Source organism: Mycobacterium colombiense (genome assembly GCF_001672755.1).
GTDB classification, from domain to species: domain Bacteria; phylum Actinomycetota; class Actinomycetes; order Mycobacteriales; family Mycobacteriaceae; genus Mycobacterium; species Mycobacterium colombiense_C.
Genome location: NZ_LZKI01000146.1, coordinates 1 through 15969, shown reverse-complemented (window position 1 = coordinate 15969; position 15969 = coordinate 1). Strand labels below are relative to the sequence as shown.

The 15969-nt window shown below is 67.6% G+C and carries 16 protein-coding genes; 9 read left to right on the top strand and 7 right to left on the bottom strand.

The window, feature by feature from the left end; all coding sequences use genetic code 11:
* Positions 1-40 precede the first annotated feature (40 nt).
* From A5708_RS20135 to A5708_RS20120, 4 genes are read right to left on the bottom strand one after another with little or no spacing between them, the layout of a single operon-like run.
* Positions 41-976: an acyl-CoA dehydrogenase family protein gene (locus A5708_RS20135; protein WP_065030310.1), complete on the bottom strand. Its 936-nt coding sequence runs from the start codon at positions 974-976 to the stop codon at positions 41-43.
* Positions 973-2130 (bottom strand): acyl-CoA dehydrogenase family protein, encoded by a 1158-nt coding sequence (locus A5708_RS20130; RefSeq protein WP_196772696.1) that lies wholly within the window; start codon positions 2128-2130, stop codon positions 973-975. Before A5708_RS20130 ends, A5708_RS20135 begins: the two co-directional genes overlap by 4 nt.
* On the bottom strand, positions 2127-3233 hold the full coding sequence (locus A5708_RS20125) for an acyl-CoA dehydrogenase family protein (RefSeq protein WP_065030309.1): 1107 nt from the start codon (positions 3231-3233) through the stop codon (positions 2127-2129). The genes A5708_RS20130 and A5708_RS20125 overlap by 4 nt, the downstream gene beginning before the upstream one ends.
* A 49-nt stretch (positions 3234-3282) precedes the next feature.
* Positions 3283-4362, bottom strand: a complete 1080-nt coding sequence (locus A5708_RS20120) for an acyl-CoA dehydrogenase family protein (protein WP_065030308.1) — start codon at positions 4360-4362, stop codon at positions 3283-3285.
* A 76-nt stretch (positions 4363-4438) separates the two neighbouring features.
* Between A5708_RS20120 and A5708_RS20115 the strand changes: the two genes are divergently transcribed.
* A complete protein-coding gene (locus A5708_RS20115) occupies positions 4439-5296 on the top strand; it encodes an LLM class flavin-dependent oxidoreductase (RefSeq protein ID WP_065030307.1) in 858 nt (285 codons plus the stop codon).
* A 3-nt stretch (positions 5297-5299) separates the two neighbouring features.
* Here the strand turns inward: A5708_RS20115 and A5708_RS20110 are convergent, their stop codons facing one another.
* Together A5708_RS20110 and A5708_RS20105 are read right to left on the bottom strand one after the other, a co-directional pair.
* Entirely contained in the window at positions 5300-6016 is a 717-nt protein-coding gene (locus A5708_RS20110) for an SDR family oxidoreductase (RefSeq protein WP_065030306.1), read from the bottom strand.
* 19 nt (positions 6017-6035) lie between these two features.
* Positions 6036-6857, bottom strand: coding sequence for a FadR/GntR family transcriptional regulator (locus A5708_RS20105; protein ID WP_065030305.1), 822 nt, complete (start codon positions 6855-6857; stop codon positions 6036-6038).
* 94 nt (positions 6858-6951) lie between these two features.
* Between A5708_RS20105 and A5708_RS20100 the strand changes: the two genes are divergently transcribed.
* A complete protein-coding gene (locus A5708_RS20100) occupies positions 6952-9345 on the top strand; it encodes a CaiB/BaiF CoA-transferase family protein (RefSeq protein ID WP_065030304.1) in 2394 nt (797 codons plus the stop codon).
* Between the two features lie 18 nt (positions 9346-9363).
* The gene (locus tag A5708_RS20095; RefSeq protein WP_064952371.1) at positions 9364-9555 is read left to right on the top strand and encodes a ferredoxin; all 192 of its coding nucleotides are present in this window, start codon (positions 9364-9366) and stop codon (positions 9553-9555) included.
* A gap of 21 nt (positions 9556-9576) precedes the next feature.
* On the opposite strand, the gene A5708_RS20090 is transcribed toward A5708_RS20095, so the two are convergent.
* Positions 9577-10875, bottom strand: coding sequence for a cytochrome P450 (locus A5708_RS20090; protein WP_419538342.1), 1299 nt, complete (start codon positions 10873-10875; stop codon positions 9577-9579).
* Positions 10876-10969: 94 nt separating this feature from the next.
* Here A5708_RS20090 and A5708_RS20085 point away from each other — a divergent pair, with 94 nt between their 5' ends.
* The 6 genes from A5708_RS20085 to A5708_RS20060 all read left to right on the top strand — a co-directional run bounded on the left by A5708_RS20085 (position 10970) and on the right by A5708_RS20060 (position 15727).
* Positions 10970-12079, top strand: coding sequence for an aromatic ring-hydroxylating oxygenase subunit alpha (locus tag A5708_RS20085; RefSeq protein WP_155766096.1), 1110 nt, complete (start codon positions 10970-10972; stop codon positions 12077-12079).
* An 18-nt stretch (positions 12080-12097) separates the two neighbouring features.
* On the top strand, positions 12098-13684 hold the full coding sequence (locus A5708_RS20080; protein ID WP_065030302.1) for an AMP-binding protein: 1587 nt from the start codon (positions 12098-12100) through the stop codon (positions 13682-13684).
* A gap of 92 nt (positions 13685-13776) precedes the next feature.
* Positions 13777-14202, top strand: a complete 426-nt coding sequence (locus tag A5708_RS20075; protein ID WP_065030301.1) for a nuclear transport factor 2 family protein — start codon at positions 13777-13779, stop codon at positions 14200-14202.
* Between the two features lie 13 nt (positions 14203-14215).
* On the top strand, positions 14216-14746 hold the full coding sequence (locus A5708_RS20070; protein ID WP_065030300.1) for an FAS1-like dehydratase domain-containing protein: 531 nt from the start codon (positions 14216-14218) through the stop codon (positions 14744-14746).
* A complete protein-coding gene (locus tag A5708_RS20065) occupies positions 14743-15204 on the top strand; it encodes a MaoC/PaaZ C-terminal domain-containing protein (RefSeq protein ID WP_065030299.1) in 462 nt (153 codons plus the stop codon). The genes A5708_RS20070 and A5708_RS20065 overlap by 4 nt, the downstream gene beginning before the upstream one ends.
* 109 nt (positions 15205-15313) lie before the next feature.
* Complete coding sequence (locus A5708_RS20060; protein WP_231117964.1) at positions 15314-15727, top strand: hypothetical protein; 414 nt, start codon at positions 15314-15316, stop codon at positions 15725-15727.
* Positions 15728-15969: the final 242 nt, after the last annotated feature.

The following is a 15969-nucleotide window of genomic DNA, read 5'->3' as shown; positions in this document are numbered from 1 at the left end:
TCCTCCTCATCGCTTCGCTCTGCATCGTCACCGGCGCGGGTCATGCCGATACCGGCTCACTGAACAGTGTCTCGAACGATCCGTCCGTCACGCAGGGCATCAGGCGCAAGGCGAGTTCCTCGGTGCTCAGCGGCAGCCGCATCAGCGGTTGGGTATGCCGATCGAGCACGCTGACGTCGGACTCGTCGCAGAAGCCCAGCGCTCCGAGCAGCTGATGGGACGAGCGCATCACCTGTCGCGCCGTGTCGGCGGCCTTGAGCCGCAGAATCAGGGCGTCGGCCGAATGAATTTGCGCCGCAAGCGAATCTGGGCGGCAAATGGTGTACTTCGCGAGTTCGTGCAGTCCGCGGACCGCGACGGCCGCGTCGGCGACGGCGAATCTGACCGCCTGGAAGTCCGCGAGCGGCTTGCCGAACTGAATCCGGGCGCGCACATGCTCGGTGACAATCCGCAGCGACTGCTGCACCGCTCCCAGAATCCGCCATGATCCCAGCACGAGATGAAGATTAACGTCGCCAGCGGGCACGGTTCCCTCGGGTTCGCTCAAGGTGGCCGGGACCAGGAACGGCCCCAGCTTGGCGCCGGTCCGCGCCTCCGGCTGCGGCCGGTACCGATTGCCGTCCAGGTCCGCGGCGACCCAGTCGCCGCCCAGGTCGCCGTGGTCGATGCGCGGGGCTTTCGGATTGACCAGGGCCAGGCGCGCGCCATCGATCGCGAGCAGCTCCTCCACCAACGGGTAGGGGAGCACGGTGGCGCCGGCGGCCTGACACAGCACCGCCGCGGCCAGCAGGTCATCCGGCGCGGAGCGGACGTCGAGGTCGAACGCGCCGACATCGTTCAGCGCGGCACGCGCGGCATCCCGGACGGCGTCGTCGGTCTCGGCGCGCAGCGCGGCCGGCGGTCCGCCCAAGCGGGTCAGTCGCTTGCCGGCGACGGCGGCGAAGTCGCTGATGTCTTGCGGTAGATCGGTTTTCACCTGTGTTCTCCCAATACGTCTCGTGCCACCAGCATGCGCTGCACCTCGATGGTGCCCGATGCGACGGTGGCCGCTTGCGCGTAACGCCAATGGTCTTCGATGGCCCCGTGCAGTGCCGCAGAAGTTCCGCTGTCCAGCGCCGTCGGGCCCAGCACGTCGAACAGCAGCTCCGCGACGAGTTGGTCGCACGTCGTGGTGATGATGCGCGCCGCACTGGCGGCCGCCCCCGCGGCCGGGTCGTCCTGCAGTGAGACCGCGCGATAGGCCAGCAGCCGGGCGACCCGCAGGTCGACGAGCGCCCGCACCCACCGGGTGCGGATCGTTTCGGGCAGCCGATCCCAGTCGTCGCCGAGCTGGGCGCGCATGCGTTCGAGCAGCGATTCACAGCGCGCGTAGCGGGCGATGCCCACCCGCTCGAACGCCAGGGCTTCGCGCATCACCCGCCATCCGTCGCCGACCTCGCCGAGCACATCACCGGGGAACGCCTGCACGTCGTCCAGGAACATCTCGTTCAGATGGTGGGGTCCAAGCATCGATGGGATCGGCCGGACGGTGAAGCCGGCCCGTTCCATCGGGATCAGAAACAAGGTGAGCCGCTTATGTTTTGGAGCCTCGGGGTCGGTGCACGCCGCCAGGACGCACCAGGATGCCATCAGCGCGTACGACGTCCACACCTTCTGGCCGGTGATGCGCCATCCGTCACCGTCGGCGACGGCACGGGTACGCAGCGACACCAGGTCGGTGCCGGCCTCCGGCTCGGAAAAGCCCTGGCACCAGATCACGTCTCCGGAGGCGATGGCCGCCAGGTGCTTGGCCTTCTGCTCGGCCGTGCCGTACCGCATCAGCGCGGGCCCGACCCAGTTGATCCCCATGTACTGCGGACCGCGCGGCTCGTGTTGGGCCCACATCTCCTCGCGCAGCACCGTCTGTTGCCAGACCGAACCACCGCCGCCGCCATGCTCTTTCGGCCACGCCAGCGCCAGCAGCCCCTCAGCGGCCAGCAGTTTGCAGAACGTCTCGGTGGTCGCGAGGTCCTGCGGATTCTCGGTGCAGGCACCCAAAAAGTCGGCGGGGATGTGGTTGGCAACCAGCTCGCGCAGATGGCCGCGCAGTCGTCCGGCGTCGTCGCCGAGGTCGTAATCCATTGTCGTCATCCCTTCGGCAACCCGAGCAGCCGCTCGGCGATGATGTTGCGCTGAACCTCCGACGTTCCGCCGTAGATCGTTGCGGCCAGCGCGTCCTGACGTTCGAACAGTAGATCCGGATCGGTGGCCGAATCGGGGCCCGCGGCGGCCGCACTCAGTTCCCAAACACGCTGCAAGGTAAGCGATCCGAGCAGCTTCATGGTGTCGGCTTCCGGGCTGGGCCGCCCCGCGAGTTCGTTGCCCAGAGCGCGATATCCGGTGGCCCGCAACGCTTCCGCGTCGGCCAGCAGCGAACCGAGTTCGGCGTATGCGTCCTGGCTCGAGTCCGCGGCGCCGGCCTCGCGCACGGAGGCGAGTCCGCGTTTGATCTCGACCCAGTTCATGATCCAGATCATCTGGCGCTCATGATGCAGCGACGACATGGCGACATTCCACCCGCCGTGCAGTGGCCCCAGCAGGTTTTCGGCCGGTACCTCGACGTCGTCGAGGAAGACCTCGCAGAACGTTTCGTCGGAGATCGACGCCATCCGGATGGGCTCGATCCTGACCCCGGGGGAGTGCAGATCCAGGATGAGGCAGGAGATGCCACGGTGTTTCGGGGCATCCGGATCGGTGCGGGCGTACAGGGTGCACCACCGCGACAGGTGCGCATGGGTGGTCCAGATCTTGTGGCCGTTGACCCGGAACACGTCGCCGTCGCGCACCGCACGGGTGCGCAGGCCGGCGAAATCCGACCCGGCCTCGGGTTCGGACATGCCCAGCGCCCACCACTCGTCGCCGCGCAGCAGCGGAACGAGCAGGCGTTCGATCTGGGCGGGCGTGCCGAACTGACGGATGCCGGGTGCGGCCACGCCGGGGCCCTGGATGTTGGGCAGCTTGGGTGCGGACCGCAGCGCCGCCTCGATCCGGACTTCCATGGCGTCGCGCAGGCCCAGCGATCGGCCGCCGTGCTCGCGCGGCCAGGTCGGCTGTAACCAGCCGGCCTCGAACGAGGCCCGCTGGTAATCGCGCCGCAACCCCAGATCCCAGCGGTATCGCCGATAGTTCGCGTAGTAGTCGTCGGGCAGAAATTCCGCCAACCACGCGCCGAACTCCTCCACTACGGCGCTCATGGGCACCGCTCCTCCTCATCGCTGCGCTCTGCATCGTCGCCCGTGCGGCTCACGCGGCACCCCCGCAGAATCGGCGGCCCACCTCGTAGTAGAGGGAGCGGCTGTCGCCCAGCATGGCGGCGCCCTGCCAGGCGCGGCGCACATAGAGGTGGGCGTCGTGCTCCCAGGTCTGCCCGAGGGCGCCGTGCACCTGGACCGCGGTGCGCGCACAGCCGGTCGCCGCGTCGTTGGCCGCCGCCTTGGCCAGCGCCGCGGCTGTCCACAGCTCTGCGGGGGGCGTGGTCGGGTCGGCGAGCCGGGCCGCCGCCGCATAGGTCAGGCTGCGGGCGCGCTCGACGCTGACATAGTTGTCGGCCAGTGCGTGCTTGACGCCCTGGAACGCGCCGATCGGCTGGCCGAACTGACGCCGCGATTTCGCGTACTCGACCGAGCGGTGCAACGCCGCGCTCGCCACGCCGAGGAGATCGGCGGCCGAGGCCACCCAGGGCGCCACGAAGGCCGATCCGAGGTCGGCCGGTGCCACCGCGATGGGCTCCGCGTCGATCTCGACGCCTGCCAACGGCTGGGCGGGATCGGTGGACTCGGCCGCAGGCACCGCGGTGACCCCGTCGCCGCACCGGGCGACGGCCGCCACGGTGTCACCGTTGTCGGAGCGGGCCAGGGTGACGACCAGCTCCGCGCGCGACACGTTGGGGACGGCGACCGCCGTGCCGCGCAGGCGTCCCTGGCGCAGCGTCATCGGCGCCCCCGGCAGCCGGGATCCCCGGGCATGCACGGCCGGGGTGGCCACCACGCCGCCGGCGATGTCGGTCAGCACGGAGTCGAGTCCGGTGTTGCGCAGCAGGCCCGCGGCCAGACCGACGCTGCCCAGCAACGGAATTGGCGCGATGGCCGCACCGCATTCCTCGAGCACCACGGCCAGCTCGACCGGTCCGTAGTCGCCGGCCCCTTCCTCTGAGGGAGCGGCGAGCTCGGTCCAGCCGAGGTCGACGACCGTCTTCCACAGGGTGCGCCAGCGCTCCGGGTCGGTGATCGCTTGACGTGCGGCGTCGGGCGGGCACTCCGTACGTAATATGTCGCGTACGGTGTCGCGCAGCGACAGCTGCTCCGAGTTCAGTCCGACATCCATAAGACCTCTAACATAGTAAAGATAATAAACTAGCCGTGCCGTCGCAATCGCACGGAACCCGACGTCGAGGTGGCGCATGGCCGAGTGGTATCTGTTCCTGCCGCAGGTCCGATTGTCGGCGGCCGACATCGCGGACCGGGCACGTCACGCCGAGGCCAGCGGCTTCGACGGGATCGCCTTCATCGATCACCTCGAGGCGCCCGGGTTGCCCGACGAAAGCATCTGGGAGGCAATGGGCGTTGCCACCTGGGTCGCGGGCAAGACCGAGCGGCTGCGAGTCGGTCACCTGGTGCTGTGTGACGCGTTTCGGCATCCTGCCGTGCTTGCGAAGCAGGCCGTCACGTTGTCGGAGGCATCCGGGGGCAGGTTCGAGTTGGGCCTCGGGGCGGGATCGTGGCCCTCGGAGTTCGCGAGATTCGATGTCGGTCAACGAGATCCGCGGGCCAGGGTCGAACAACTCGGCCGCCACCTGGAATTGATCAGGCGGTACTGGGGCGACGACGACGATCAGTCCGGCCCGGCCCCGCAGGCTCCGCGCCGGTCTCACCCGATACCGCTGGTCCTGGGTGGAAGCGGGCCCAAGATGATGGAACTCGTTCGCAGATACGCGGATTGGTGGAATCTGCCGGCGAACCAGCTCGACAGGCTGCCGAAGCTCGCCCCGGCCGCGGGAACGGCCCGGATGTCGATTCAGCAGATGGTCGGCTTTGCGCGGTCAGGCGACGACCCCGAGAGCGTGCGCGAGGTGAGCACCCGTCGATTCGGCAACCTCGGGTCCGGGCTGGTCTGCGGTGCTGCCGACGAGCTGATCGGGCACTTCCGCGGTCTGGCCGCCCAGCGGGTCGAGCGGTTCTACGTGTGGTTCGCCGACTTCGCGGCGCCGGACTCCCTGCACGAGTTCGGCGAATCGGTGATCAAAGCCTTCCCGGCGTAGACCTCAGCCTCGTTGCGCGCGGCGCCGCGCCTCGGTCGGCACCACCGGCGGCCGCGCGAACGGACCGCGCTTTACGGCGGACAACCGGATCTCGGGCAGATCGACCGACGGATCGACGGTGTCCAGCCAGGCAACCGCCTCGGCGACGTCGGCCACCCCGATCGCGTACATCTCGAACGGGACGTCCTGCAGCATCTCGGTGGCCACGGGCCCTGGCGTGACAATGTGCACGCTGATGCCATCACGGTCGACTTCGAGCGCCAGGGCGCGCGCGAACGCGTTCATGCCGGCCTTGGACGCGGAGTAGGCGGTGCGGGCCGGCATCGGCTCGTGCGCCGCCGACGACGAGATGAACACCAGCCGCGAGCCCGCCGTCATCTTCGGCAGCACCGCGGACGTCACCACGAAGCACGAATCCAGGTTGGCCGACATGATGGCCTGCCACTGCTCGAAGGTCTGCTTGCGCGCGTAGGTCCCCCCGAGCGCACCGGCCGCGTGAACGACCAGGTCGATCGCCTCCAATGTGCTTATCGCAGCGGGGAATCCGGTCGGATCGGACGCGTCGGCCACGATGTGACGGGCACCGATCTCCTCGGCGGCGGCGAGTAACGGGGCCTCGCGGCGCGCCGAGAGCACCACGTCGTAGCCACGCTCAACCAGCTTGCGCGCGCACCCTTTTCCGATCCCGCCGCTGCCGCCGGTGACCAATGCGGTTCGCATGACCGTTGCAGGCCGCTCGTCAGGAGTGCCGGATATCCCGCGGCCGCGACAACGCCTGCGGGGAGAGCGCGTAGATGCGTTGATCGTGCTGGCCGGAGAGGACATAGGTCTGCGTGTCGGCCAGATGGCGACCCGCGATGCGGCGGGCCCGGTCGACGTTACCCTCGGCGATGGTCTCGGTCAGCTTGACGTGCGTGTTGAGCACCGCGCGGCGCTGAGCGAGCGACGGGTAGGTGCCACGCGACGCGCTTTCGTCGGCCCACTGCCGTTCGTGACTGGTCCACAGCGTCTCCAGGCTGCCCACGACCGCGATGATCGTGTGATTGCCGCAGCCGCGGACGACCTGATCGTGGAATTCGCGCCCGATTTCGGTGAAAAGCCGTCCGTCGTCCAGGTTTTCGGCCATCGACTCGTTGATTCGGGTGAGCTCGGGTACCAGGGTCTCCGCCCGGTCCGGCCGGCGGGCCGCCAATGCGGCGCAGGCGGGCTCGAGTTCCTGCAAAGCCATGCCGAGGTCAGCGACCTCGACGGACTCGCTCTGCAACAACAACCCGAGCATGTAAGCGGCGCTGGTCTTCGCCGGGGCATGGACGACGGCACCACCACGGTTGCCGCGCCGCACCGAAACCAGCCCCTCGGTCTCCAGGATCCGCAGGGCTTCGCGCAGCGAAACCAAACTCACGTTGAACTGTTCGACGAGCACCTCTTGGCGTGGCAAGAGATCACCGTCCGCGAGCTCGCCGTCGATGATCTGACGGCGCAACTCGTCGGCTACGATTTCGGCGATCCGCGGCGCCGACAACCGGCGCCGGGCGTCGGGGCCAATTCCCAAGGCGGTCATCCGATCCTCGAAACACATGCAACTCGCTGGCTTAGCTATTTTAGCAGTAATGATATAAATAGCTTCTCTGGTCGCATGTCGATCGGAAGGGCGGGTGCAATTGAGCGAGCGGTCCGAAAGCCGGCCGACACCGCTACACGATTTGCGTGTCGTCGAGATCAGTGACCGGATAGCGGGCAGCTACTGCGGGAAGCTGCTGCGCGATGCCGGCGCGCAGGTGCATAAAATCGAACCGCCGCAAGGGGATTGGTTGCGGCGCTACTCCGCCAGCGGTTCTTCGATTCCCCGGGGCCGCAGCGGCCCGTTTTTCAGTTACCTCAACGCGGGCAAGCGCAGCATGACTTTCGCCCCCGACTCGCAGCGCTATCGCGACGAACTGGCCGGCGCCGACGTCATCGTCGTGACGGCGGGCCGGGAGCGCGCCGCGGCACTGGGCATCGACCCACAGCAGCTGCTGGAACACTCGCCGCGGGCGATCATCGTCAGCATCTCCGACTTCGGCTGGATCGGACCCTACGCGGACCGGGCCGCCACCGAGTTCACCCTGCAGGCGTGGGCGGGTTCGCCCGGCTTCCGCGGCGATCCGGCGGGACCGCCGATCTCCATCGGTGGCGATCTGGGCGAGTACATGGGCGGCGTGTTCGCCGCGTTCGGCGCCCTGGCGGTGCGCCGTCGCGTCGAGCGCGGCGGGCCCGGCGAACACCTGGACCTGTCCATGCTGGAAGCGTTGACCACGATGCAGAGCAGCGAATGGCTGCACTCGCAGCTGCTGCGCGTCCCACCGATCCGGCGCACCACCGAGGTCCCGTCGATCGAACCCGCCAAGGACGGCTACGTCGGGATCACCATGGTCACCGGCCAGCAGTGGCTCGACTTCGCCGCGATGGTCGAATGCCCGCAGTTGGAGGAGATCGAACAGCTGCGGTTTCAGATCGGCCGCTGGCAGTATCGCGACCTGATCCGCGAGCAGATCCGTCCGTGGCTGGCCGAACGCACCGTCGCCGAAATCGTCGAACTCGGACAACTGTTCCGGCTGCCGATCGCCGCGCTGGGCAACGGCTCCACCATCCGGGAGCTGGAGTACGTGCGCGAACGTGGGGTCTTCACCCGCAACCCCGCCGGGTTCGATCAGCCCCGGCCGCCGTGGCTGATGTCGGCGTGTGCGCCCGCACCCGTGGGTGACACGCCCCTCTGTGGTGAGGCCGACGGCGAGTCCTCCTGGCGCCGTGCGGAATCCGACGCCGAGCCCGAACTGGACGGGCTGCCGTTGGCTGGGGTTCGCATCGTCGACCTCACCGCGTTCTGGGCCGGGCCGGCCGCGACCCATCTGCTGGCCGCCTTCGGCGCCGACGTCGTCAAGATCGAGTCGATCCAGCGCCCCGATGGCATCCGATACTCCGGCGGCATGCGCACCGACGTGGATGACTGGTGGGAGTACGGCTGGGTGTTCCACGCGATGAACACCAACAAGCGTTCGGTCACACTGGATTTGGGCTCCGAGCAGGGCCGCCGTCTGTTCACCGGGTTGGTCGCCGGCGCCGACGTCGTGATCGAGAACTTCTCGCCGCGGGTGATGGAGCAATTCGGGCTGACCGACGACGCGTTGCGTGAGGTCAACCCGAAACTGGTGTTCGCCCGGATGCCCGCGTTCGGTGTCGAGGGACCATGGCGGGAACGCGTCGGGTTCGCTCCCACCATGGAACAGATCGCCGGCCTGGCCTGGGTGACCGGCCTGGCCGACGCGCCACCGGTGACACCGCGCGGTGCCTGCGATCCGCTGGCCGGTGTGCACGCCGCGTTCGCCGTGCTGGCCGCGCTGAACTTCGCCGAACGCACCGGGACGGGCCAGCTGGTCGAACTGCCGATGCTCGAAACCGTGCTGAACGCCACCGCGATTCAGGCGATCGAGTCCGAGGTCTTCGGCGCGACGCTCAGCCGTCGCGGCAACCGCGGTCACAGCGCGGCGATCCAGAACATCTACCGCTGCGCCGGATCCGACGACTGGATCGCGCTCACCGTTCGCGACGACGCGCAGTGGCGTGCGCTGGTGGACGTGATGGATCGACCGGCATGGTGCGGCGAGGAGGAGCTGTCCACCGTCGCCGGGCGGCACTGTCGAGCCGACGACATCGATGGCAGGCTGGCGGACTGGTTCGCCGGCCAGCCGCTTGAGCCGACGGTGGAGCGGCTGGCCGGCGCGGGCGTTCCCGCGGCCCCGGTGGTGTCGCCGTCACTGGTCACCGACAATCCGCAACTGCGCGAGCGCGGCTTTTTCGAGTCGTTGCATCATGCGAGTACCGGCCTCGGGCTGTACCCCTGCCCGCCGTTCGCCCGGCTGGCCGGGCAGGATCAGTGGCTACTGCGGCCGCCGCCCAGGCTGGGCGAGCACAATGAAGAGATCCTGCGCGATCGGTGCGGGCTGACCGACGAAGAACTGACACGCCTCGCGACCGGCGGGGTGGTCGGGACCCGACCCAAGGGCCTCTAGAGAAGTGGAGGGCATCTGATGCGTGTAACGGTCGACGAAAACTTGTGTGAGGCCAACGGCTTCTGCGAATCGCTCGCGGCGGAAGTGTTCGAGCTGGGTGACGAGGACGTGGTGCAGATCGCGGACGGCCCCGTGCCGCCGCGCCTGGAAATCGACGTCCGCGCGGCGGTGGATCAGTGTCCCAAGGCCGCGTTGCGCCTGCTGGACTGACCGCCGGCTGAGCGCGCTGACTCAGCGCCGCTCGGTCAGCGAGATGGCCATCTCGTCGTAGATCGACATGTTGGTGGTCAGGTTCGGATGGGCCACCTTCGCCGGGCCGATCTCGATGTCATCGCAGCGCAGGAACAGCTCGTCGAGGACCGCGCGGAGCTCCGCGCGGGCCAGCATCGCGCCAAGGCAGTGATGCGGTCCGCCGCCGCCGAACGCCACGTGGGGGTTGGGCTGCCGGCCGATGTCGAAGGTGAACGGGGACTCGAAGACCTCCTCGTCGCGGTTGGCCGACCGTAGCGTCGACACCACGCGGTCGCCCTTGGCGATGTGCTGGCCGTCCATCTCGACGTCGAGTTTTGCGGTGCGCGTCCAATAGGCCACCGGCGACGCCCAGCGCAGCACCTCCTCGACCGCGCTGGGGCGTAGCGCTTCGTCCTCGCGGTAGCGGTCGATCTGCTCGGGATTGGCGACGAATTCCTGCAGCCCGATGGCCAGTGCGTTCTTCGTGGTGTCGCTGCCGGCGAACGCCAGCACGAAGAAGAAGAACTCGAGTTCGTTCTCGGGCAGGCTGAACTGTTCGCCGTCGTCGCCGGTGATCACCGCGGTGGCCAGCGTGCTCCAGATGTCGTCTGTCGGGTTGCGCCGCTTATCGGCGGTGAGCTCCATCGCGTAGCTGAAGACCGAGCCGAACAGCTCGAGTTCCACCTGGCCGCTCGGGCCTGCCTCGGGCGCAAGGGCCTTGAGGATGCGGTCGAAGATGTCGAAGATTCGCGGCCGGTCCTCGTCCGGGATGCCGATGATGTCGCCGATCACCGTCATCGGTAGCGCATCGGCCACGTCCTCGATCCAGTCGCCGCCGCCGTTGGCGAGCAGACCGTCGATCATCCCCGCCGCGCGCGCCCGGATCCCGTTCTCCAGCTTGGCGATCGCACGCGGGTTGAAGGCGTTGGAGATCAGTTTGCGACGCTTGTTCAGGTCCGGCGGGTCCAGCGTGATGATCGTCGGGAACGACGAGAACATGGCGACCGGCTGGATGAGCGGGCCGTCGGCCGCGGTGAACGACTCTGTGTCGCGATGCAGGCGGACCGCGTGCCGGTGTTTAGTGGCCACCCAGAACTGGCGCCGGACGGTGTCGGCGACACCCGGTGTCAGCTCATGCTTGAAAAGCGGCATGGTACGCCGCAGGTCGGCGAACAACTCGTCGGGAAAACCGTTACGCCACAAGGCGAAGTCGGAAAGGTCCACCGCAGCGGCCGTCATGCGAACCCCCATTGGCTCATGCACCACGCGACCACCGGCCAGCGTCGCGTTGACGTTCAATGTCTAAAATAGTAAAAATAGACTTTAGTCGTCGAAACGCGGTGAGGTAAGAGCGGCCCAAAGTGCGCCCGGCCGCGTGGGAAACGGAGTTCTCGTGACGAATACGATTCCAGATTCAGACCCTTCAGAACGGGAGTTCGGTCCGGGCGGCATCGCCCTGTCGACCTACCGTTTCCCGACGGGCTGGTTCATCGTCGCCTTCGGAACCGACCTGGCTCCCGGCCAGGTCAGGCGCGCGCACTACTTCGGTGAGGAGTTGGTGCTCTTCCGCACCGCGTCGGGCCGGGTTCACGTGATGGAGGCCTACTGCCAGCACCTCGGCGCCAACCTCGGGGTCGGCGGCACCGTGGAAGGCGAAAACATCGTGTGCCCCTGGCACGGCTGGCAGTGGCGCGGCGACGGCACCAACGCGCTGATTCCCTACAGCAAGATCGGCTGCAAGAACAACGTCCGCATCCGGACTTATCCGAGCATGGAGTGGTACGGCTTCATCCTGGCCTGGCACGAGCGCCACGGCCGGGCGCCGTACTGGCAGCCGCCGGTGCTGCCGGAACTCGAAACCAACGAGTACTACCCGCTGCACCCGCACACCCAGATGCTCAACCGCGTCAAAGTGCATCCGCAGATGATCATCGAAAATGCCGCCGACCCCTACCACGTCCAGTACGTGCACAAGGCCGCCAATCCGGCCACCACGGCGTCGTTCGAGGTGGCCGGCTATCACCTGCACGCCACCGTCAACGCCCACTTCGGCGGCGGCCGGGCGCAGACGTGGCTAACCCCCAACGGTCCGGTCGACGCCAAGATCATCTACGACAACTACTCGCTGGGCCTGGGCGTGGTGCGCTTTCCCAGCGAGCTGGTGGCAACCGTGCAGGTCACCGGCCAGACGCCGGTCGACGAGGACTACACCGACTACTTCTACACCCAGGCGTCCGTACGTGAACCGGGCGACAGCGGCGACGTGCCCACCGGCCGCGCCGCCCGGTTCCTCGCCTTGCAGCAAGAGGTGATCAAACAGGACTTCTTCACCTGGGAGAACATGAAATACCTGGAGAAGCCGAACCTGGCTCCGGAAGAGGCGCACGACTACGCGGCCCTTCGCCGCTGGGCGCACCGCTTTTACCCGGGGGAGGAGCAGTCACCCTCCGACTTCGGTTACAGCGCCGACGGCGAGCCCGACCCGGCGGCCGCCAAAGCTTGATCGGGGCCAACCAGCCTGATGTGCGCTGACCGCAGCGGGCCCGCGCAGCCCTCCGATTACGGCGTCGAGCGTTTCACCGTGCCCGCCGTGCTCGATCGCCGCGCGCAGCAGTACCCCGATCGGGTGATGATGTCGATCGCCGGAGTCGATGTGACCTTCGAGCAGATGCGCCGGCGGTCCTGCGCGGCGGCAAACCTGTTGACCGACTTGGGCGTCGGGCCCGGTGACCGCGTCGCGTTGTTCAGCGGCACCTGTCCGGAATGGGTGTACTTCTGGCTGGGCGCCGCGCGGATCGGGGCGGTGAGCGCGGCGATCAACGCCGCCAACAAGGGTGACTTCCTGCTGCACGCCCTGCGGCTGTCGCAGGCCAAGGTGATGCTGACCGACGCCGAACGCCGGCCCCGCGCCGCCGAGGTCGCCGACGCAGCGGAATCCCTGACGAGCATTGTGGTGCAGGATGATTCACTGACCGCGACGCTCTGTCAGGACACGGACCGCGTGCCGGCCGACGGCGCCGGGGGGCCGGGCGAGCTCGGTTGCTTGTTCTACACCTCGGGGACCACCGGCCCGTCCAAGGCGGTCGCCACGACGTGGCACTACCTGTTTTCGGTGGCCGCTACCGTCGCATCGGCCTGGGAATTTCGCCAGGGCGAGGTGCTGTGGACGGCGATGCCGCTGTTTCACCTCAGCGCGGCGCCCAGCATCTTGGCGCCCATGTTGGTCGGCGCAACGACCGTGCTGGCTGCGGCCTTTCATCCCGGCGAGGTGTGGGGCGACATACGCGCCCGCGGTGCCATCGGATTCGCCGGCGCCGGGGCGATGGTGTCGATGCTGCGGAATCTGCCCGCGGATCCGGGCGACGCACGGCTGCCGTTGCGGTTCATCTCCGCCGCGCCGATCGACGCGGACTGCTACCGCGACATCGAAAAGCGGTACGGCTGCCGCATCGTCACGATGTACGGGCTCACCGAGGCGTTTCCCATCGCGGTCAAGGCGCTGGCCGACGACGGGGTTCCCGGAACCTCGGGGCGGCCGAATCCCGATTTCGAGGTGCGCATCCTCGACGAATCAGGAAACCCGCTGCCCGCCGACGCCGTGGGTGAGATCGCCTGCCGGCCCAGGTATCCGCACGTGATGAGCGAAGGTTACGTCGGCGCGGATTCGCAGATCAAGCCGCATCCGGAATGGTTTCGCACCGGCGACCTCGGGCGGCTCGATCGCGATCAGAATCTGACGTATGTGGATCGAATCAAGGATGCGTTGCGCCGCCGCGGTGAAAACATCTCCTCAGTCGAAGTGGAGGGCGTTGTCATGCGCCATCCCGCCGTGGCGGAGGCGGCCGCCGTCGGCGTGCCCAGCGAGCTGGGAGAGGACGACGTCCTGGTGGTCCTCACGTTGCAGCCTGGCGCCACACTGGATTTCGCGGAACTCCTCGACTTCTGCGCGGCGCGCATGCCCTACTTCTGCGTGCCGCGGTTCGTGGAGGCCGTGAGCGAACTCCCCAAGAATGTGATCGGCCGGATTCGTAAAGACTTATTGCGCGAACGGGGCGTCAATCCGGGAGCGTGGGATCGTGAAAGTAGGGGGTATATCGTTAGCCGTTAGGTTCCATTAATGTCACGTAATAGTCGTTGAGTTGCCTTAATGTTCCATCAGCCGATTGCTGGCAGTCATTTCCGAGAGAGGCTGGAAAAGCGATGACCATGACTTATCAGGAACAGCAAATGCTCCAAGCCGTCACCGGGCGCGCTGCCATCCTGGACCTGAATGCTCGGCACAATCGGGCGTATTCCGACGGTAACCGCAAGCGCTGGGTCGCGACCTTCCGCCATTCCGGCGCCAGCTACACCCGCGATGGCGAGGTGTTCGACGATCTGAGCGCCGCCTTTGACGGCGGTGACGGACAGCGCATGATCACCGTCGACCACGAGATCAAAGTCGACGGGATCGACGCGGTCCAGCGTTGCGTCGTCGTGCTGTTCGCCAGCATGTTCGGCGACATCACGCTCCGGGCCACCGGCACCTTCAAGGACAAGCTGATTTACGAGCGCGGCGGCTGGTACTTCACTTCCCGTGTGCTGGAATGGGATTCGGTCCCCAGTCGGCATCCGCTCGTCATGTGAGCGACACCGATACGTGGATCAGGACTTCAGTCAGCGGCTGGCCTTCGGCAGCTACGAAGATGCGCTGCGGATGGTCGGGGCGAAAAGCGAGCCCCGCACCGCGGCGACCGCGGTCAGCGCCGCGCGCATCCAGTTGTTCGCCGCGATGGTCCGGGACGGCAATCGCTCGTATTGGGATCCGGAGTTCGCCCGGCAGCACTGGGGAGCCCTGCTGGCGCCGCCGGCGCTGCTGATGGGCTGGCTGATCACACCGCCGTGGCAACCCGGGGGTCGCGGGACCGCTTCGTTGATCGCCCTGCGGGTGCCGCTGCCGGGTACCACATTCGTCAACGCGGCCAATGAGGTTGAGTTCCCCGAGCCCATCGTCGAGGGCGACGTGTTGACCGTTGTCGACGAGCTGGTCTCGGTGTCACCCGAAAAACGGACGCGGCTCGGCGTCGGTCATTTCGTCGAGACGCTGGAGACCTTTCGCCGCCAGGACGGGGCCGTGGTGGCGACCTGCCGCAACACCTTGTTCCGGTTCACTCCCGGGGCCTTCCCGTGAGCGACGACGGCCTGGACTGGAACCAGCTCACCGTTCCGGTGGAGCTGCCGGAAGTCGTCGACCACATCAGCTACCAGCGGGTGGTGGAGAACGCCGGAGCGACATGGGACTATTTCCCGGGCCATTTCGATCCGGATTACGCTGCGGCTCAGGGGAATCCGACAATCTACATTAACACGATGCACCTGGCCGGGTTCGCCGACCGCGTCGCGACGGACTGGGCCGGTCCGCGGTCGCGCGTGGTGCGCCGGTCCATGCGGCTGGCCGGGTCGGTGTATGCCGGCGACACGATGATCGGCCGGGGCCGGGCCGTGGCGAAGCGCCGGGACGCCTCGGTGGACCCGCCGCGCTGCCTGGTCGACGTCGAAATCCAGGTGACCAATCAGCATGGCGCGCTCTGCTGCCCGGTCGAGTTGACCTTGCAGGTACCCGAGTCCCCGCGCGACGGCGATGGATGACGTCGGCGAATTGCACCTGGCGGTCTGCCGTCGCTTCGGTGAGGCGGTCACCGCGGCGACCGGCAAGTGGGACCGTCCGTCGCCGTGTGATGCGTGGGACGCGCGGGGAGTGCTCGAGCACGTGATCGGGTTTCATGACGTTCTCCTGTTGCGTCCCTTGGGTTTGAAGCCCGACCGGCCGCGCGATGACCCCCGGACGCGCTGGCGACTCACCTATCGCTCGCTGACGGAGGCTCTTGGATTCGGCGGAGCGACACAGCTCGACGAGTACCGGTTGATGCCGAATCTGACCCGTGATGTCCTTGTGCATACCTGGGACCTCGCCCGCGCGGTTGGCGCCGACGACGCTCTGGACCCCGCGTGGTGTGAAATGTTCTGCGCCGGCCTGCCGGCAGATCCGCAGGCCTTGGCCGCGTCCGGGATGTTCGGTGCACCGATCACGCCGAGCGACGAAAATGATGCGCAGGCAAGGCTTTTGGCGCGGCTTGGCCGCGACCGGCGGTGGGAACCGGTGATCTCATAGGGGCGGTAGCTATCCGCGGCATATCAGCGTCTGAAGCTCGATTTGCGCGCACCACCTTTGGGCCGGGGATCGAGGGAGACCGTTTTTGTCGGTGGGGGCTGCGATGATGACGTCATGTCTTCGACCGCATCCGCCGGCGCCGTGGTGGTGAATCCCAGCGGGCGCCTTGAGGTGCTGTTCGAGGAGCTGGCGGAGTTGACCGGTCAGCGCAACGCGATCGACGGCCACATCGTGGAGATCGT